Origin of the sequence: Aneurinibacillus thermoaerophilus (assembly GCF_019603355.1) — a bacterium.
Lineage (GTDB): Bacteria > Bacillota > Bacilli > Aneurinibacillales > Aneurinibacillaceae > Aneurinibacillus > Aneurinibacillus thermoaerophilus.
In genome coordinates, this window is record NZ_CP080764.1 from 2,320,052 (window position 1) to 2,339,872 (window position 19,821).

Sequence of the window (19,821 nt, forward strand, 5' to 3'; positions counted from 1 at the left end):
ATTTCAATTTCGTTCGTCGCCGACCAGCGTGGACCCCAAACGGATAAAGGTCGCTCCTTCCTCGACAGCGATATGGTAATCGTTGGACATTCCCATGCTTAAATGATGCAGCGGCATATGTGCATACTGTTTCCGCATCCGATCGCGCAACTGACGCAGCTCCCGGAAAATCCACCTTGTTTCCTCAGGATTTTCGACATATGGGGCCATCGTCATAAATCCACATGCTTCAATGTGCGGCATGTCCTGAATAGCCGCAAGAAAATCAGGTACCTCTTGCGGCGCAAGCCCATGTTTCGTCTCTTCACCGGAAACATTTACTTGCACCATGCATTTTGTCACTACGTCGTGTTGCGCTCCGCGCTTATTTAATTCTTTAGCGAGCGAAAAACGATCCAAGGAGTGCACATATGTAAACCGGCCAACCATGTCTTTCACCTTATTGGTCTGTAAATGACCGATAAAATGCCAGGTGGCTGCTTCCGTGCCGATTGCCTGCCACTTCGGCACGGCATCCTGTGTCCGGCTTTCCCCAATATGATGGATGCCGGCCGAAATAGCCGCACGCGTCGTCTCCAAAGACACATATTTCGTAACCGCTACAATTTGCACTTCGGACGGTTTACGCCCCACACGTTCGCAGCTGGCTTCAATCATTGCTTGTACCCGTCGTAAATTTTCCGCAATATATGACAATGTCTTCCCTTACCCCTCTTTCAATGCGATAAAAGCCGTCATCCGGCCCGTTTTTCCTTTTTCTTTCCTATAGGAATAAAATACATCGCTTCGGCAACTTGTACATAAATGACTCACTTCGATATGAGATGGCAAAATTCCTGCTCTTTCAAGCAAAATTCGATTCGTTTCCTGCAAATTTAACATATACTTTCCTTCGCGCGTCTCTGTCAATACACGAAAGGCTTTTGCACCAAGCACATTTTTAATCTCATCGGCCACTATATCATTCACTTCGTAGCAGCAGGCACCGATAGACGGCCCGATTGCTGCGTATATATTCTCCGGACCAATCGCCCATATTTTCCGCATTGTCTCAACCATTTTCGGACCGATACGCGCGACCGTTCCGCGCCAGCCCGCATGCGCCACACCAATCACTTGCGCTTTTGCTTTTGGTGCATAAAAGAAAAGCGGCACACAATCGGCGTAAAACGAAGCAAGAAACACGTTTCGCTTATCGGTCAGCAGACCATCCGTTTCTGCAATCGCGTCGCTGTGCGCCATTCTGCCCGCGCCTACATCATCGTCCGTTATCACGCGAATATTGCTTCCGTGTACTTGTTCTGCGCACGTCCAAGAAGCAAAAGAAAAACCGTTTGCTTCAACAAGTTTTCGTCTATTTTGAATGACATGCTCCACTGTATCTCCAACGTGCAACCCACAATTCAGACTTTCATATTCTCTCCTACTTACGCCGCCGTTCCTCGTGGAAAAGCCGGCCACAAGCTGCGGCCACTTGCTTTCCCATCCCGTAAGGCGGAGCATAAGCCCCTTCTCCTGCATGACGAATGGCTCCATCCTCTTCCCTCCTCACAATAAGAATCTTACCATTCCCGTTCTTATAAGAAAAGAAAGAATACGGATTTATGAACGGTACGAGCCTTCGTCCATACCCTGTTTCATAAGTGCCACCCCATCATCCAGCCGGACAAGAATTACATCTTTCCCGATTTTTACGATGTTGCGCCACGGAATTGTAATTTCTTCTCCTCCGCCAAACAACCCGAAAAACTTTCCGTTCCCTTTGCCCGGGACAACAATTGCCTCGACGCGCCCCGCTTGTAGGTTAATTTCCAAATCGATCACCTGGCCGAGATTTTTTCCATCTAATATGTTTACCACATCTTTCTCCTGAAATTCTGAAATTTTTACCATTATTTGTTCACCTCGCTTTGCAGCGCCCGGCTTCTCGGTTTATATAACCAGTATATGTACGAGATTTAGTAAATGTCCTAAAAGTATTTTTTATCTTCAAAGCACTTGCCAATAACGTATTATGCTCGTATACTTATTCATGTTACCTTATGAATAAACATTTTGTATAAATCCGTTTGAAATTGCAACATCGTTCTATAGTCTAAATGAGGAAATGCACATTATGTACAAAAATATAGGAGGTCTATACACAATGGGGAAAAAGTTTTTATTCACACTTATCGCCTGCTTGCTCGCGTTTGGACTTGCAGCTTGTGGCAGCAAGGAAAGCAATGGGGGAAATGCGGCAGGGGCAGAAAAAAAGAAGCTCATAGTAGCAACGGATGCTGCGTTCCCTCCGTTTGAATCAATGTCTCCGACCGGAGAGCCGGAAGGATTTGATATTGATTTGATTAAAGCGATCGCCAAAGCGCAAAACATGGAGATCGAAGTAAAGCATACGGGCTGGGATCCGATGATGGCCGGTCTTAAAAACGGTTCCGTTGACATCGCCATCGCCGGTATTACCATTACCGATGATCGCAAAAAAGTGTTTGACTTTACAACCCCTTACTTTACAGCAGAACAAGGGATTCTCGTTAAAAAGAACGCGCCGGCTGTGAAAACGGTAGCTGACCTGAAAGGCAAGAAAATCGGCGTTCAATCCGGTACAACAGGTCAACTCCTTGTGGAAGAAAAACTCGGAAAAGGTTATAGCGGCTTAAAAGGCTACGAAGAGGTAGCGGGCGCGATTGAAGATATGAGGAACGGCCGCATTGACGTGGTTGTTGCCGACAACGCGGTTGTGAAAAAATTCATGGAAAAGCTAAAGCTTGACGATGTGAACATTATTGAAGACACTTCAGCCAAACAAGAACAGTACGGCATCGCAGTGAAAAAAGGGAACAAAGAATTGCTGGATAAGCTGAACAAAGGTCTTGCCGCTATAAAGGAAAGCGGCGAGTTCGACCAAATCTACAACAAGTATTTCAAAAAATAAAAGTAATAATTGAAAAACGGACGCGGTACAACGCGTCCGTTTCTGTTATTGATCCACTATTCACTTCTTCACTGTACGTGCTTATACATCTGCGATATGGCGGCCTTCTCCAGCCTCGATACTTGCGCCTGGGAAATGCCGATTTCTTCGGCAACTTCCATCTGGGTTTTTCCTTCAAAAAAGCGCATAGAAAGAATCAATTTTTCTCTTTCCGTGAGCCGCTGCATCGCCTCCCGCAACGCGATCTCTTCTGTCCACTGGCTATCCCTATTTCGCTCGTCGCCGATTTGATCCATAACAAAAATCGGGTCACCACCGTCCTGATAAATCGGTTCAAACAACGAGACTGGATCCTGAATTGCATCCAGAGCAAACACTACATCTTCCTTCGGAACGTTTAATTCTTCCGAGATTTCCATAATAGTAGGTTCACGGGAATTTTTATTCGTTAGCGCATCCCTTACTTGCAACGCTTTATACGCAATATCTCGCAATGAGCGGGAGACGCGGATGGGATTGTTATCCCTAAGGTACCTGCGGATTTCCCCAATAATCATCGGGACAGCATACGTAGAAAACTTGACGTTCTGGCTCAAATCGAAATTGTCTATGGCTTTCATCAGCCCAATGCAGCCCACCTGAAACAAGTCATCCACGTATTCTCCGCGATTGTTAAAGCGCTGGATTACACTTAACACTAAGCGCAAGTTGCCATTCACTAGTTGCTCTCTTGCTGCATAATCTCCATTTTGCAGTTGGACAAACAATTCCCGCATTTGTGCGTTAGTTAGCACAGGAAGCTTGGATGTGTCCACTCCGCAGATTTCTACCTTGTTGCGTGTCACGTATTTTCCCTCCTAATGGAGCCAGCGTTACTGATAAGTATCTCCGCGAAGGGAAAAATTATGCAGCATCGACATGATACATTCGCTTTCGAATTATCACGCAATTCATGCGGTTATTATAGCATTTTGTTAAACTCTTTCTTAAGCCGTTTAATAATGCGCTTTTCAAGGCGGGAAATGTAAGATTGTGAAATGCCGAGAATATCGGCTACGTCTTTTTGCGTTTTTTCTTCTTCCCCATTTAACCCAAAACGCATTTCCATAATAATACGCTCGCGTTCCGACAGTTTATCAAGCGCTTTATACAGAAGATTTTTGTCCACTTGTTCTTCCAGATCACGGTAAATAATATCGTTCTCTGTGCCTAGTACATCGGACAGCAGCAATTCGTTCCCATCCCAGTCAATATTAAGTGGCTCATCAAACGACACTTCCGATTTAACTTTGCTATTACGACGCAAGAACATAAGAATTTCGTTTTCAATGCAGCGGGATGCGTATGTTGCAAGCTTAATTTTCTTTTCCGGATCAAACGTATTAACAGCTTTAATCAAGCCAATGGTTCCGATACTAACCAAATCTTCGATATTAATGCCCGTATTCTCAAACTTGCGGGCAATATATACAACAAGTCGCAAATTTCGTTCAATCAAGATGGAGCGAACAGCTGGATCCCCGGTGTGTAAACGGCTTAGCAAATAGTCTTCTTCCTCACGGTTTAACGGAGGCGGGAGCGCTTCACTGCCGCCGATATAATGAACTTCTTCGGTTTTCGCGCCAATGCTAATAAGGAATCGGTACCACCACAATTGTACTAGCAAGCGTAGCTTTGCAATCATTGTATCCCTCCTTTTATCGTTAGGAAGCGAGCTCATCCTTTTCTGCCGTCGCTTTTGGATGTACTACCGCCTGATAGCTTCCATCCGCAGATAACGGGGAAGCTCGCAAACCAATCAACATCCGGCGTAAACGATATGTTTTGTTACCCGCATATACCCGCACTTCGTCCGGACGAATAGCAATAAGAAAACTTGCTTTGCTGGATACCGTACAGTACGGGATAAATCTCATTCTTTCTAACCACTTTTCCTCTCCGTCAGGCACGGCGCTTGCAATATCTATTTCTTCACAATATATCTGCCGCAAAATTCCATCCGGCAATACCTCTTTCCACAATTCGGCTTCCATAATAGTGACGGGGATGCGTGACAACGGATCATGCAATTGGTTGCCTGTATCAATAAAGCCGCGGCAGCGAACCGTGTGACCAAACACATCCACTTCAAGACAGACGTGCTGCACATCAACCTGCCGGTTGGCTTTCACGCTATAATACCCGTGACGTGTACACCACCAAAAAATTGGAAAACCAAAAGCAATAAATAGAAATGTCGGATTCGTTCCAGCAGAGCCTGTATGCGTCAATACGATCCCATTTACGACTTCACTCTTGGATTCCAGCATAGTGTGGGTAGCCATGAGCCCACCGCCGATAAAAAAGGAAACAGCGTAAAAGGCACCAAGAAGACGAAGCGTAGTCCATATTCTCGTCCAGCGGAACGCAAGCAAAATCATAATGCAAGAAAAAATAAATTTCGCAAGAAAAGTAAACGCGAAGGATAAGGGCGGAAAAAACAAAAAAACCGTATACGCGGCGCCAACGGCGGAAGCGAGTAACAACCTGCGTTTTCGAAGAGGCTGACGACAAATATGACCGGTTAAAAACAACAACATATAATCAATAACCATATTGATAACAAATACCATGTCGGCATACACCGTCACATTCGTTCTGAACCTCCTCTCCCATTTTCTCGTGTTCTTATTATCACATAGAAAAAGATGGCATTGTCCTTAAATCGTATGAAAAATTAAGACAAAATATGAGAGGAATTTTAGACAGGATATGACATAATAAAGGGAAAAAGAGGAAAAGTAAATCCTGAATATGCCGCACTCGCTTTTTGAAAATGTATGTTCTATAATAAAGATAAGTTATTCCCATTTTTCAAGCCAAAAGCCTTGAGTGATTGCATTTCACTCAAGGCTTTTGCTATTCCAGCTATCTTTCTTTATTTTTGCGTCTGCGATTGCGCAGGAATGTCGGAATGTCAAGATTGTCCATTCCGCTGTATGATGGAGCTTGACGCGGCTCTGGACGGGACAGAATTTGTGGCTCTTCGCTGTCTCGCTCCGGCTCAGCCTGATTTGTACGACGCAGCGGTCGCAAGTTCTGCACGCTTAGCGCCTTATCGCGACCTGCATCTATTTGTGGTCGGCGCGCCATTTGTTGTTGTGACTCTTCAAATCCGGTCGCAATGACTGTCACGACGATCTCGTCTTTCAGGTTCTCGTTAATTACAGCACCAAAAATCATGTTTACTTCCGAATCAGCAGCAGAAGCAACAATATCGGCCGCTTCATTTACTTCATATAGACTCAAATTCGTACCACCAGTAATATTCATTAGCACGCCGCGCGCGCCGTCAATCGATGTCTCAAGCAACGGACTACAAATCGCTTTTTTCGCCGCTTCGGCCGCCCGATTTTCTCCCGTAGCAATCCCAATCCCCATAAGTGCAGAGCCCCGCTCCGTCATAATCGTCTTCACATCAGCAAAGTCAAGATTAATTAATCCCGGTACGGCAATCAAGTCGGAAATGCCTTGCACACCCTGGCGAAGCACGTTATCCGCCTCACGAAACGCTTCAAGCATTGGAGTATTTTTATCAACAATTTCTAGCAGCCGATCGTTTGGAATGACAATAAGCGTGTCAACCTTGTCTTTTAGTCCGATAATCCCCTGCTCTGCTTGCACGGCGCGTTTACGACCTTCAAATGTAAATGGACGGGTTACAACGCCTACTGTAAGTGCTCCGATTTCTTTTGCGATTTCCGCGATGACTGGAGCAGCTCCTGTTCCCGTCCCACCACCCATTCCGGCAGTCACGAAAACAAGATCGGCTCCCCGTAGCGCCTGTTCGATTTGTTCACGGCTTTCTTCCGCCGCCTTCTTTCCAACTTCCGGATTGGCTCCAGCGCCAAGCCCGCGCGTTAACTTGGCGCCAATTTGCAGCTTATGCTGCGCCTTTGACAGATTAAGCGCTTGGTAATCAGTATTGACTGCGATGAATTCAACGCCCTGAATCCCGCTTTCGATCATCCGGTTTACCGCATTGCTCCCACCGCCGCCAACACCGATGACCTTTATCTGCGCTAGCGTATCCATTTCCAAGTCGAATTCTAACATGTATAAAAGTCCCCCTCACTTATCATGCACACAGTTCTAAATAAATTCACTAAACCATTCCTTAACCTTCTTGAAAACTCCCCCATGTTCCTTCAGCTCTTTTGAAGTTTTCAGTGCATTATTCGTTTTTTTGCTTTTCGGCTGAGGCTGTTTCACTTCCGGTTGCTGAGGCATCTGATTCATATAGTATTTGGACGCGTATTTGATCAGCCCCACTCCCGTTGTATAGGATGGATCACGCACACCTATGTAATCCGGAATCGCAATCCGCACAGGGGCCTGTAGCTCATAACGCGCCAACTCTAACAAACCCGGAATATTGGCCACTCCCCCGGTCAATACGAAACCATTCGGTATGCTTGTATCATAACCCATAAGATATAATTCGTCTTCTACCAAATTAAAAATTTCCGCAGCACGAGGTTCAATCACATTAGCCAATTCTAACTGGGTATATTCCTTCTCCACATCGCTCCCTATCCGCTTCACAAGAAAGCGCTCGTCCTCACTCGCTTCTTCGATAAGCGCGCACCCGCTGTTTAATTGAATTTGCTTCGCTTCTTCTGTTGTCGTCCTGAATCCGATCGCAATATCGTTTGTAATATAATCGCCACCGATTGGCAACACGGAAAAAGCGTTCAGCGTTCCTGACTCAAATACTGACACTGTCGTAGAACCGGCGCCGATATCCACAAGCACTACCCCTAAATTTTTTTCATCCTTCGTCAACGCAATCTCACTGGATGCAAGCGGCATAAGGTACATTCCGGCGATGGATAATCCCGCCCGTTCTACGCAGCGTACGAGGTTATGTATGACAGTCTTTGCTCCTGTAATGATCGTACCTTCCATCTCGAGGCGTACGCCCATCATACCTCTTGGGTCGCTGATTTCTCCAAGGCCGTCAACAATATATTGAATAGGAACCACATCGATAATTTCGCGTTCCGGGGGAACGGCTATCACCTGCGCCGCCTTCATTACACGTTCAATATCTTCGTCCGTAATCTCTCTGTTCTCGCTGGACACAGCAACCACTCCGTGGCTCGGCTGCAACTGAATATGGTTGCCTGAAATACCGACCACAACATGACGGATCGGCAAATCGACCATACGCTCCGCTTTTTCTACGGCTTCCCGAATCGATTGCACAGTCTCGTCAATATCTACAATGGCACCTTTTTTTATTCCATGCGAATCCGCCGTTCCAACCCCAATAATATTAATGGTTCCGCTGTTAATTTCTCCAATGATTACTCTGACTTTGGATGTACCAATATCTAAGCTGACAATATATTCACTGCTGTTCAAATTTGGCACCTCCTCTATTTTTATTTTTGGTAGTGTCTAGCGTAGCAATAAAAATGATGTACTGTATTTACTTCCACATCGCGCAGTATTTCCCCTCTTTTTTCAACGCGAAAATTTATAAAAAATATGCGTTAAGGGAGCGTTTTCTCCTCTTTTTCCCTGAACCAGCGCCCGATGAGTATACGGCGGATCACAGCAATATTGTTAAACAGGCGAACGCCAAAAGCAAAAATGGCCGCTAAATACAAATCGATCCCCATATACACGCCAAGAAAAGCAAGCCCGGCCGCCAGTAACGTATTAAAGAAAAAGCCCGACATAAATACTTTAATGTCAAAGGAATTCTGCAAATATGCGCGCAAGCCTCCAAAAATGGTGTCAAGGGCGGCCAGCACTGCGATGGACAAATAGCTGCTGTATTCCTCCGGTACCCGGAATTGAAATGATAGCCCGAGAATCACACCAATGACTAAACCGAGAATTGGTAACCACATTCGCTTACGACGCTCCTTTTTGTTCCATAGGCTTCATATATTTTACTCTTACAGTTCCTTGATACGCGGGAACCGTCACGCTTTCCGATTTTTGAATGATAAACTTTTTATTTAAAAATTGAAACCAGGCTTCCATTGATTCACGGTCCGAACCGGGAAGGCGCAGCGCAGCTTCCAAGCTCTGTGGTTCTCCGATTGCCTTTATAATATAAGGCATCTCAATTGGCTTTGTATCTACCTGAATGCCTTCACCGACGGTACGAATGGAACTGCTCACGATCAACCGATTCCCGTTAATGGCGATCGCTTTGGCACCGTTCGCGAATAACAGGCTTGTCAAATCGGTTAAATCTTGGTCAATAACTGGAGATTGAAGCTTGTTCATTCCTGGGGCGACAGGATTATCTTCAATCGTAATAATCACGCCAGGTCCCGTCACATCGGAAAAACCATTCTCTCTTTTAATGCGGGCAAACTCTTCCTGAATGACAGAAAGCCCCCCGCCTTCATTCATCGACGTTTCATATTCTCTCAACAGTTTTTCATACTTGGAAATGTCATTTAATAGCTTCTGGTGACGCTCCATTTCTTTTTGTACATTCTGACGCAGTTGAAACAAGTCTTGGCGTTCCGTTGCAAAAATCATCTGATTTGAGCGAAATTGGAGCGCTAGCATGAACCCAATAATAATACTTATTACTGTAATTATGAATGGGACCTGTCGATTATTTTTCATTTTTCATCGCTTCCTTACCGCTCCTATTAAATACACCTTAAGATACTAACATTCATCGACGTTATAAGGGAAAAAGTGATGTCAAACTATCATTCCCTTGATGCTTTAGGCTTCTGTCGACGCCTTCGCTTGCGTTTCACCGACATAGGCCGGCAGTTCAATTTTGTCTGAACTGTTGATGGTAATTTCAATCGTACGTTGCTTCAGCATGTCAATGACCCCACCGGGCAATTTTAGAGCTGAAAGAAGAGTTTCCTTGTCACCAATCGCCTTAATCACAAATGGAGGCGCAAGTTTTGTATCATTGACAATCACTGTCGGCCCGACACAGCGGACGCTTGAACCGCCCACCAAACGTTGATCATTGATGGCGATACCTTCCGCACCAGCAGCAAATAATTCGTTGACCACATCCCGAATATTCTGATCGTGCACAATCCCGTCGGCAACATTATTAAAGCTGCGGGCCGATTTACTGTCTTCAAGTGTGACCGTCACCCCCGATCCGACAACCGGTATCAATCCCGCCTTCATTCGCATTTGTTCCAATTCATTCAATACCTGTCGAGAAACTGCCTGTCTTTCCGACAGTTCCTTTTCTTTTTGATTCACTTCCAGCCGCAACTTTTGCAATCTTTTTTCCAGTTCCTCGTTCGTTTCTTTTTCCTGGATAAGCTTTTCATTTAGCTTAACTTTTTTCTCCCACTCACTATCGCTTGAAGCAGGAACATTGCTTGCACCTTCCATGGTCAACTGCACCGAATAAGCAACAATAAATCCAAATACGAGGAACACAAGCGCTAAGTATACGTGGATTCTACGAATCTTAAGGTTGTTTATTACCGTTTGTTTGTTGCTGCTTATACGGTTCAAACCACTTCACCTCTGATAAATTAATAATCCCTTCCGTCTTTCCTTCCCGCTTCAAGCTCTGTACAAATGAAGGGTACCATGCCATATTATCCGCAAAATCCTGGATTACGGTATGAACCTCAAAACCGTCTTTCATAAAAAGAATGAGACGATCTGGATTATTTTTCGTAGGTTCATGCCTAATCTCCGAAATTTGTCGACGAATTCCTGGATCTAACTTGTCGAGTTGCTCCGCAAATTCAGGCAACAGCTGCTCTGTCTTCCACAACCGGATAATCGGCTTGTCCACCATTTCGTCGCTCGACGGATACTGTCGCAAGACAACGCCTTTGTTTGTTACCGGATAAAGTTCGCCGCGGTTATTCATCAAAAACGCCACACGTGGGCGTTCTTTAACCACCAGTTCAATTTTCCCAGGAAACGTTTTACGCACTTCTACGCTTTCAATCGCAGGAATCGCTGATACGATAGAGGTGGCTACTTTCTCTTTATTCACCAGCAAATACTGCATATCAAAATGAAGGTGAGATTGTTTGATCACTTCTCCCGGAGACACAAGTTGGGCTCCGGTTACGGAAATATCCTGTACCCGGCTGATAGAGGATTGAAAAAAAAGAACGAGGAGTAACACGAGAAAAAATAGCAACAGCAGTATAAGCAATTGGCGGTTCGTCCTTTTCTTCCGGTTTTCCTTCCGTAAACGCGGGATTTTTTCTATATTCGCCATTCCGTATTCCTCCGCTTTTAAACCTGTAAACTTACAAAAGCGGCATACTCCCATATGCCGCTTCACATGCACAAAATATGCTTGTTGAAAGTGCCGCTTCACTGAACCCGCCGAATACGAGCCCCCAGACTCACAAGCTGGTCTTCAATCCTATCATAACCGCGATCAATATGATAGGATTGCGTCACTCTCGTTTCTCCTTCCGCAGCGAGCCCGGCAATAATCAGCGCCGCACCGGCTCGCAAATCAGTTGCTTCTACTACCGCGCCCGATAAACGCGGCACACCACGAATAAAAGCCGTATTCAAATCCACGTAAATATCAGCACCCAACCGACATAATTCATTCACATGCCGGAATCTCCCGTCAAACACCGTCTCTTTAATGATACTGCATCCTCGTGCCAGTGAAAGAAACGCCATCATCTGAGATTGCATGTCGGTTGGAAATCCAGGATAGGGTGCCGTCATAATTCGATCAATGGCGCGAAATGATCTGCTGGCCTTTACCGTAATTATATCATGCCCATATGTGATTTCAACACCGCTTTGTTTGACAACATCTAACAAAGACACAAGATGCATTGGGTTGACGTTGCGCAAAGTAATGCTTCCGCGTGTAATAGCCGCCGCCAGCATCATCGTCCCGGTTACAATCCGATCGGGAATCACCTGATAATCTGTGGCATGAAGTCGGGAGACCCCTTCGATGATAATCCGATCCGTTCCAGCGCCGCGTACGCGCGCGCCCAAACGGTTAAGGAAATTTTGCAAATCGATAATTTCCGGTTCACGCGCTGCATTGGAAAGAATGGTCTCCCCTTTTGCCAACACCGCTCCCATCATAATGTTCTCCGTAGCTCCGACACTCGGATAATCAAGAAAGATGACGCTACCTTTGAGCTTATTAGCTGTACAATGAATCAATCCGTCTTGAGTCGTAATTGTGGCTCCGAGAGCTTTCAATCCTTTAAGATGAAGATTGATGCGCCTCTCCCCGATAGCACAGCCGCCCGGACGTGAAAGCGTCACTTGCCCGAATCTCGCCAAAAGCGGCCCCATTAAAAAGATAGAAGAACGCATCTGCCCCATTAGATCTTGTGGAACAAACGAAGAAGAAAGATTCGTCGTATCTACGTGAACAGTCGTTCCTGTATGACTGCATACGGCACCAAGTTTTGTCAAAATCTTAAGCATTACATCAATATCAGAGAGACGGGGTACATCGTAGATGGTGTAGGAACCTCCGGTCAGCACGGTAGCCGCAAGAATCGGAAGTGCCGCATTCTTTGCGCCTTGAATGCGCAATTCTCCTGAAAGAGGGGTTCCCCCCTCTATTACGAATGACTCCAAGATTTCACCTCCGTTTACCCCTCGCCCACCACCAATACTTCCGGAACAAGTTTAATATTATACCGTTCATTTACGATTTTTATTACTTGTTCCATCAGGTCGAGGACATCCTGGGCCGTCGCGTTCCCTCGATTTACGATGAAATTGGCGTGCTTCTCCGAAATTTGTGCACCGCCGACCCGAAGCCCCTTAAGTCCCGCGCTTTCAATTAAACGTCCGGCGTGGTCGCCTGGCGGATTACGAAACACGCTTCCCGCGCACGGCAGCGACAACGGCTGTGTCTGGCGTCTTCTATCTTTATATGCTGCCATATGACGGGCGATCTCTTTACGGTCGCCGTAAGCCAGCTTAAACACCGCGCTTACAACAATGCCCCGCCTCTTCTGCAAGATGGACGTGCGGTAACTAAACCCGAGTTCGTCGGCGGAAAAAATCACCAATTCCCCTGTTTCGAGCAACACTTCAGCCGATTTAAGAATGCGTGAAACGTCAGAATTGTGTGCGCCTGCATTCATATAAATGGCGCCGCCCACCGTACCGGGAATGCCACCGGCAAATTCAAGCCCGGTTAATCCCTCTTTCCCGGCCATGACAGCTAATCGAATAAACGAATAGCCAGCACCCACCTCAATCTCTTCCCCATTAAAAGCGAGGTGATTAAATCCATCAGCCAGTTTAAAGACAACGCCGCGGATTCCTCGGTCCCGCACAAGCATATTTGAGCCTCTGCCCAGCACATACCAAGGTACATTATGCTTGTGAACGAGTTTCATACTGCGAGCTAACGCCATCTTGTCAGTCGGTTCAACGAGAATATCTGCCGGGCCGCCGATTTTCCATGTTGTATGGTTTGCCAGCGGCTCATTGATAAGCACTGTTCCAATGTTAGCTTCTTTCAACTCTCTGATTAGCTCCTGCATGATAGAACCTCCTTGAGTGAATCCCCTGCCTGGTACGCACTGCTTCCACGGGTCACGCGCCTAGAATAATGTATGCCCAACCCGCTCGCTGTGTTACAGCTAGGGGCAGGTGATCGCTTGTAATTCTTTGTATATGAGTGTGGCGGCATTCGGCTGACCAAGCGCTTTTGCCGCCTGGCGCATTCTATCCACTCGCGCGCTGTCACGCAGGATAGCGTCAATTTCAGCAAGAAGAAGAGAACCGTTCAATTGCGACTCAGTAATCACGCGCGATGCGCCCTGTTCTTCCAGCCACCTTCCATTTTTTTCTTGATGATTGTTTGTTACATAAGGAGAAGGAATCAAAATAGACGGCAAGCCGAGCGCAGTAATCTCCGCTAGGAAAGATGCGCCTGCCCGGTTTACGATTAAATCAATACCAGCCAGCACTTCAGGCATATTATAGATAAAAGGACGGATCGTCATATTTTCCGGCACACCGCCCTGATTTTTTATAGCTTCCATTGTTTTATCGTAGTGGACCTCTCCCGTTACATAAATAAAATGGTAAGCCGGATAATCACACAGCTTCGGTGCCATTTGAATCACTGCTTCGTTAATCGCTTTCGCCCCGCGGCTTCCGCCAACAATAAGAACATATTTTTTCCCTGATGGAACATGTAGCGAAACGAGCCCGGCCCGTCCGTCCGCGTGCGCAACTTCCGTAGCCCGTGGATTTCCGGTCACCACCGTTTTTCCCTGTGGAAAGTACGAAGCTGACCCGGAGAATGTAACCGCCACTCGATCCGCATAACGAGACAAAAATTTATTGGTCAGACCTGGAATTACGTTCTGCTCATGAATCAGCGTGGGAATACCAAGCGAACTCGCGGCGTATACAACCGGACCACAAACATAACCGCCGGTGCCTACGACAACATCCGGCTTAAATTCCCGGATAAGACGTTTCGCCCGGCGGGTCGCCTTAAAAAATCGCATGATTGTTTTTACATTCTCAAACGAAAGACTCCGCTTAAAGCCAGTAATATACACCGACTCAAACGGAATCCCTTCTTTCGGCACAATTTCCGACTCCAACCCTTTTTCTGTTCCAATATATAATACGCGGGAGCCCGGCTCGTGCCGTTTGATTTCTTTAATAAGGGCGAGAGCCGGATAAATATGTCCGCCTGTGCCGCCCCCGCTAATAACAATATCCATACTCGCACCACCTGTCTCCTCTATTGTTCATTTTCTCTCTATTTTAATCCGTGCACTTAGATTCGAGAATAGCGTGAAATATTTAGCAGAACCCCAATTCCCGTCAGCATCAGCGTGAGGGAAGAACCGCCGTAGCTCAGAAAAGGTAGGGTGATTCCCGTTACCGGAAACATACCGGTAACAACACCGACATTGATAACCACTTGAATCGCCAGCATACCAATAATCCCCGTCGCAAGCAAGCTACCGAATAAATCGGGCGCCGTAATTGCAATTCTCATACCGCGCCACAGCAGCAGTAAGAATAACAACAGCACTGTCGCACCGCCGATAAATCCAAGCTCTTCCGAAAGGATAGAAAAAATAAAATCGTTATACGGTTCCGGCAAATACAAGAATTTCTGGCGACTCATACCGATGCCAAGCCCCATTAAACCGCCAGGCCCAATGGCGTATAGAGATTGGATAATCTGGTATCCATCGCCAAGCGGGTCTTTCCACGGGTCGAGAAAGGCGGTAATCCGATTTATTCGGTACGGCGCCGCTAAAATAAGGCCAGCGAACCCGAGAACGCCGAGAAAGGCAAGCCCAAACAAATGCTTCATTTTTGCTCCAGCGATGAAAATCATCAATACTGAAGTACCAAGCAATACCGTGCCAGTTCCAAGATCAGGCTGCATCATAATAAGACCAAATGCAAGGCATACAATGCCGAGCGTTGGTGCCAAACCTTTCGTAAACGAAACAATCATTTTCTGGTTATCCGAAAGCCATTTGGCCAGAAAAATAGCCATACCTAACTTCGTAAACTCCGCTGGCTGAATTCCGAATGCACCAATTCCCAACCAGCTTTTTGCTCCGTTAACCTCCTTACCGATAAGGAGTACAATAACAAGCAAAAAGAAGCAAAAGTAAAGGCCAGGTTTTGCCCATTTTTTCCATATCCAGTAATCAATGTTCATCGTCACAAACATAGCGAAAATACCGAGAATCGCAAAAATAAGCTGCCGTTTGGTGAAAAAGAACGGGTCGCCTTTCTGTGCAGCGACAACCGCGCTCGAACTGTACACCATAACGACACCGACCGCCAGCAGTACAAGTGTAACAACAATAATAATAAAATCAGGAGTTGAACGGGCCTTTATCAACATAAACACCTCTTACAGCACAGAATTTACTGCATCCAGCTGCCTGTCCGTTCAATCCCCTGATTTTGGATCAAACGTTCAAACAGCGGTTACAGGCTTGTTTTAAGCTTATGCACGGATTGCTTAAACAAGACCCCCCGCTCTTCGAACGATTTGTACATATCCCAGCTGGCACACGCCGGCGAGAGCAGTACCACATCCCCTTCCTGAGCGATCAGTCGGGCCTGCGCAACCGCGTCAGTAACATTATCGACGCGCTTTCTGCGAATAATCCCTGCTTCTTCCGCCCGAGCCAACAATTTTTCTGCTGTTTGTCCATATGTGATGACCGCTTTAACGCGCTTTTTTAGAAGTGGCACAAGCTCTTTGAAATCAATGCCCCTGTCAAGACCACCTGCAATCCAGATAATTGGCGCGACAAACGAAGCAAGTGCCCGGCTCGCCGCCTCCGGATTGGTCGCCTTCGAATCGTTGTAGTATTTAACCCCATTAATTTCCGCCACAAATTCAAGCCGGTGCTCCACCCCGGCAAATGTGCGAAGTACGCGCCGAATCGCTTCTATACTCGCCCCGGCAGCACGCGCCACAGAGACACCCGCCAAAATATTTTCCAGATTATGTGTTCCTGGAAGCGCCAGTTCATCCAGACGAAGCACTTTCTCTATCTCCGGGGCTTCCGACAGTTTTTGCGCTAATCTTCCGTTTTGCGGGCGCTTAAATACGATTTCGTCTCCACGAACAAAGCTTCCCTGTTCCACCTCTTGCTTTGTGCTGAACCAAAGAAGAGCGGCCTTTATATCAGCCGCAAGCGCCCGACAAATCTCGCTATCATAATTCAGTACAGCCACATCTTCGGCTGTTTGATTCGCAAACAGCTTGCTTTTGCTATGTACGTAGTCTTCCTTTGTTTTATGATAATCCAAATGCGCGTCATACACGTTCAGCAGACAGGCAATGGACGGACGGAACCGTCGCGTGCCCTTCAATTGGAAACTGCTCAACTCTGCCACCAGCGTCTGCTCCGCCTTTGCCTGGGCCGCCTGTTCACTCAACGGTGTGCCAATATTGCCAGCCACAACCGGATGAAGACCGCTTTCCTCCAGCATGCGCCCAATCAGTGTAGTGGTCGTCGTTTTACCATTCGAGCCAGTGATTCCAATAATGGGCGCATCCGACAGTTCATATGCGACTTCCACTTCCGTTATTACTGGAATGCCAAGCGCAAGCGCCTTTTGAATCGGTACGACCGAATACGGAATCCCCGGATTTTTTATTACGAAATCGACGGACGGATTTACAATGTCGTCGGGATGCCCCCCGCAAATAACATCAATCCCTTCCGCCCACAAATCTCTTGCCTCCTCACATTCACTTTCCGGCTTTTTGTCATTTACCGTTACTAAGGCGCCGCAATGCTTCAACACGCGCGCCACAGCGGCCCCGCTTTTGGCGAGGCCAAGCACCAGGACTCTTTTCCCTTGATATAACGCTTTTCCCTCTTCTACTGACATTAGCTCAACACCCCAATATACACGCCCAGGCTTGCGCAAATCAGTCCGGCAAACCAAAAGGTGACCACTACTCGCCATTCGGACCAGCCGCCCAACTCATAATGATGGTGCAACGGACTCATGCGGAATACCCGTTTTTTTCGCGTTTTGAATGAAATAACCTGAATGATAACAGACAGGGCTTCCATCACAAATACCCCGCCAATAATCACAAGCAAGATTTCTGTTTTTGTTAAAATCGCGACGCCTGCCAGCGCGCCGCCGAGGGCAAGAGAACCCGTATCCCCCATAAACACTTTGGCAGGGTGCGCATTAAATACAAGAAAACCAAGCACTGCCCCGACGACCGCAGCCGAAAAAATAGCGATATTCATCTGGCTGGCTGTCCAGGCAATTACCGCATATGCGCTGAATGCAATCGCGCTCGTTCCCGCTAACAACCCGTCCAGTCCGTCTGTCAAATTGACGGCATTAGAAGCGCCGATAGTCATAAGCAATACAAGAGGCAAGTACAGCCATCCCAGCTCTATGCCCCAATCCGTACCGGGAATCGAAACAATTGTGTCATAACCGTTGCGGAGCAGCACATAATAAAATACGCCGCCAATTACGAGTTGACCAAACAATTTTTGTCTTGCGGTCAGCCCGAGATTTCGCTTCATCACGATTTTGATGAAATCATCAAGAAAACCAATTAATCCATAGCCCAGTGTAATAAAAAGCAACAGAAATATCTCGACCGACTGATTCGCGAATTTAATCACTGTAAAAGTCAGCGCAAGCAAAATAATAATTCCGCCCATAGTCGGTGTACCCGCTTTTTTTTGGTGCCCCTTCGGTCCTTCCTCGCGGATTGTCTGGCCAAACTTCAAGCGTCTTAGAATAGGAATGAAGAGCGGAGCGAGAAGAACCGCAATCAAAAAAGCTGCAGCGATCGAAAAAAACAAAACCCGTACTAGCATTGTGCGCCCTCCTTTCTATTTTCTCCTCATCCTACTTTTTCTTTTCTAGTATGGCTTGATAGGCCTCTTCTTTATCATCGAAATGAATGGTTTTGTCTTTTAAAATTTGATACGTTTCATGGCCTTTGCCGGCGATGAGCACCACGTCGCTCGGCGCTGCCCTGTGAATCGCTTCACGAATGGCTTCCCGACGGTCCACGCGCGTAAAGTAGCGCTCTTCATTTACGCCATCGGCGATAAGGCCAGCCACCATCTCGTCTATAATGGCCTTAGGATCCTCAGAGCGCGGATTGTCGGACGTAATCACAGCCACGTCCGCGTAGCGCGCTGCAATAGAGGCCATAATCGGGCGCTTTGTCCGGTCGCGGTCGCCGCCGCAACCAACAATGCAATACACTTTGCCTTCCGCAAATTCGCGGATTGTTTTCAATACATTTTCCAGACTATCCGGCGTATGAGCATAGTCAACGATAACCGTGAAGTCCTGTCCTGCATCCACTCTCTCAAAGCGGCCACGCACACCTTCCACTTTTTCAAGCGTAGCCTTAATCTGCTCAAGCGGTATGCCCTCTACAAGGCAAGCCGCAGTGGCAGCGAGCGCATTGTATATGTTGAAGTTGCCAATCATGCGAAGCGTAAGCGTCATGCTCCCAACAAACGTATCAATCGTCAAGCGCGTACCGTTGGCCGTAATCAAAATATCTCTCGCGCGTACATCCGCTGCATTACGAATACCATATGTAATGATCTGCGCCGGGGTTATCCGCGCAAACGTTTCGCTCGCCGGATCATCCGCGTTCAACACAGCGTATTTCATCCGCTCATTATCATACTCATTGCCAAGCTGTGAAAACAATAGGCCTTTTGCCTGCAAGTAATTCTCCATCGTTTTATGATAATCAAGATGATCTTGCGTTAGATTGGTAAATACGCCTGTCGCAAAACGCACGCCGCGTACACGTCCCATATCCAGTGCATGTGAAGATACTTCAATCGCCGCGTATTCTGCTCCTTTGTCTTTCATCCAGCGAAACGCACGCTGCAAGTCGAGCGCTTCAGGCGTCGTATTTTTCACTTCCCGTACTTCATCACCCAGGCGCATCTCGATCGTGCCGATGATGCCGGTTGGATGACCGGCTTCTCCCAGAATACGCTCAATTAAATACGTGGTCGTCGTCTTGCCGTTCGTTCCAGTTACCCCGATGATTTTCATGTGTTGCGTTGGATGGCCGAAAAACCGGTCTGCCAGCACAGCCATCGCGCGCTTTGTATCCGGCACGTACACAACCGGAACATGCACGCTTACCTCACGTTGGGCAAGTACGGCCACCGCGCCTCGCTCTACGGCTTTCACGGCGAAATCATGTCCGTCGACCGTAAAACCGGGCAAACATATAAACAAGTCGCCCGGCTTTACTTTACGCGAATCAACTTCAATCCCTGTAATGTTTGTTTTCACATTTCCTGTGGCGCGCCACAGGGCAAGAGGTGCCAATAACTGTTCTAGTTGCATTACCCTTCTCCTTCTTTCCGACGGAAAATCCGCTTTCTATCTCTCAT

20 protein-coding genes are annotated in these 19,821 nt (G+C 46.9%); 1 reads left to right on the forward strand and 19 read right to left on the reverse strand.

Annotated features, from left to right (window positions below):
- Positions 1-3: 3 nt before the first annotated feature.
- The 3 genes from K3F53_RS12075 to K3F53_RS12085 all read right to left on the reverse strand — a co-directional run bounded on the left by K3F53_RS12075 (position 4) and on the right by K3F53_RS12085 (position 1,893).
- A complete protein-coding gene (locus tag K3F53_RS12075; RefSeq protein ID WP_281423684.1) occupies positions 4-696 on the reverse strand; it encodes a YggS family pyridoxal phosphate-dependent enzyme in 693 nt (230 codons plus the stop codon).
- Between the two features lie 9 nt (positions 697-705).
- Complete coding sequence (gene pgeF / locus K3F53_RS12080; RefSeq protein ID WP_057898322.1) at positions 706-1,536, reverse strand: peptidoglycan editing factor PgeF; 831 nt, start codon at positions 1,534-1,536, stop codon at positions 706-708.
- 66 nt (positions 1,537-1,602) lie between these two features.
- Positions 1,603-1,893, reverse strand: a complete 291-nt coding sequence (locus K3F53_RS12085; RefSeq protein WP_057898321.1) for a YlmC/YmxH family sporulation protein — start codon at positions 1,891-1,893, stop codon at positions 1,603-1,605.
- Between the two features lie 253 nt (positions 1,894-2,146).
- Between K3F53_RS12085 and K3F53_RS12090 the strand changes: the two genes are divergently transcribed.
- Positions 2,147-2,932, forward strand: coding sequence for a basic amino acid ABC transporter substrate-binding protein (locus tag K3F53_RS12090; protein WP_057898320.1), 786 nt, complete (start codon positions 2,147-2,149; stop codon positions 2,930-2,932).
- Between the two features lie 68 nt (positions 2,933-3,000).
- Here K3F53_RS12090 and sigG read toward each other — a convergent pair whose 3' ends face one another.
- The 16 genes from sigG to K3F53_RS12170 all read right to left on the reverse strand — a co-directional run bounded on the left by sigG (position 3,001) and on the right by K3F53_RS12170 (position 19,774).
- Complete coding sequence (gene sigG, locus K3F53_RS12095; protein ID WP_057898319.1) at positions 3,001-3,777, reverse strand: RNA polymerase sporulation sigma factor SigG; 777 nt, start codon at positions 3,775-3,777, stop codon at positions 3,001-3,003.
- 116 nt (positions 3,778-3,893) lie between these two features.
- A complete protein-coding gene (gene sigE / locus K3F53_RS12100; RefSeq protein WP_057898318.1) occupies positions 3,894-4,616 on the reverse strand; it encodes an RNA polymerase sporulation sigma factor SigE in 723 nt (240 codons plus the stop codon).
- 19 nt (positions 4,617-4,635) lie between these two features.
- The gene (spoIIGA, locus tag K3F53_RS12105; protein WP_057898317.1) at positions 4,636-5,562 is read right to left on the reverse strand and encodes a sigma-E processing peptidase SpoIIGA; all 927 of its coding nucleotides are present in this window, start codon (positions 5,560-5,562) and stop codon (positions 4,636-4,638) included.
- Positions 5,563-5,839: 277 nt separating this feature from the next.
- Positions 5,840-7,027: a cell division protein FtsZ gene (gene ftsZ / locus K3F53_RS12110; protein WP_057898316.1), complete on the reverse strand. Its 1,188-nt coding sequence runs from the start codon at positions 7,025-7,027 to the stop codon at positions 5,840-5,842.
- A 36-nt stretch (positions 7,028-7,063) separates the two neighbouring features.
- Positions 7,064-8,338: a cell division protein FtsA gene (ftsA, locus tag K3F53_RS12115; RefSeq protein ID WP_057898315.1), complete on the reverse strand. Its 1,275-nt coding sequence runs from the start codon at positions 8,336-8,338 to the stop codon at positions 7,064-7,066.
- A 131-nt stretch (positions 8,339-8,469) separates the two neighbouring features.
- The gene (locus tag K3F53_RS12120; protein WP_057898314.1) at positions 8,470-8,832 is read right to left on the reverse strand and encodes a small basic family protein; all 363 of its coding nucleotides are present in this window, start codon (positions 8,830-8,832) and stop codon (positions 8,470-8,472) included.
- Between the two features lie 4 nt (positions 8,833-8,836).
- Positions 8,837-9,568: a DUF881 domain-containing protein gene (locus K3F53_RS12125; protein WP_057898313.1), complete on the reverse strand. Its 732-nt coding sequence runs from the start codon at positions 9,566-9,568 to the stop codon at positions 8,837-8,839.
- Between the two features lie 105 nt (positions 9,569-9,673).
- Positions 9,674-10,441 carry a DUF881 domain-containing protein gene (locus K3F53_RS12130; protein WP_057898312.1) on the reverse strand — a complete coding sequence of 256 codons (768 nt, stop codon included), beginning with the start codon at positions 10,439-10,441 and terminating at the stop codon, positions 9,674-9,676.
- A complete protein-coding gene (locus K3F53_RS12135; protein ID WP_162265005.1) occupies positions 10,395-11,168 on the reverse strand; it encodes a cell division protein FtsQ/DivIB in 774 nt (257 codons plus the stop codon). Before K3F53_RS12135 ends, K3F53_RS12130 begins: the two co-directional genes overlap by 47 nt.
- A 98-nt stretch (positions 11,169-11,266) precedes the next feature.
- Positions 11,267-12,520, reverse strand: coding sequence for a UDP-N-acetylglucosamine 1-carboxyvinyltransferase (gene murA, locus K3F53_RS12140; protein WP_057898310.1), 1,254 nt, complete (start codon positions 12,518-12,520; stop codon positions 11,267-11,269).
- A gap of 14 nt (positions 12,521-12,534) precedes the next feature.
- Entirely contained in the window at positions 12,535-13,440 is a 906-nt protein-coding gene (gene murB / locus K3F53_RS12145) for a UDP-N-acetylmuramate dehydrogenase (protein WP_057898309.1), read from the reverse strand.
- A 99-nt stretch (positions 13,441-13,539) separates the two neighbouring features.
- A complete protein-coding gene (gene murG, locus K3F53_RS12150) occupies positions 13,540-14,640 on the reverse strand; it encodes an undecaprenyldiphospho-muramoylpentapeptide beta-N-acetylglucosaminyltransferase (RefSeq protein ID WP_057898308.1) in 1,101 nt (366 codons plus the stop codon).
- A 56-nt stretch (positions 14,641-14,696) separates the two neighbouring features.
- Positions 14,697-15,788, reverse strand: a complete 1,092-nt coding sequence (gene spoVE / locus K3F53_RS12155; protein WP_091259658.1) for a stage V sporulation protein E — start codon at positions 15,786-15,788, stop codon at positions 14,697-14,699.
- Between the two features lie 89 nt (positions 15,789-15,877).
- Positions 15,878-17,299 (reverse strand): UDP-N-acetylmuramoyl-L-alanine--D-glutamate ligase, encoded by a 1,422-nt coding sequence (murD, locus tag K3F53_RS12160; RefSeq protein WP_057898307.1) that lies wholly within the window; start codon positions 17,297-17,299, stop codon positions 15,878-15,880.
- On the reverse strand, positions 17,299-18,261 hold the full coding sequence (mraY, locus tag K3F53_RS12165) for a phospho-N-acetylmuramoyl-pentapeptide-transferase (RefSeq protein ID WP_057898306.1): 963 nt from the start codon (positions 18,259-18,261) through the stop codon (positions 17,299-17,301). The genes murD and mraY overlap by 1 nt, the downstream gene beginning before the upstream one ends.
- 31 nt (positions 18,262-18,292) lie before the next feature.
- Complete coding sequence (locus tag K3F53_RS12170) at positions 18,293-19,774, reverse strand: UDP-N-acetylmuramoyl-L-alanyl-D-glutamate--2,6-diaminopimelate ligase (RefSeq protein WP_057898305.1); 1,482 nt, start codon at positions 19,772-19,774, stop codon at positions 18,293-18,295.
- Positions 19,775-19,821 lie beyond the last annotated feature (47 nt).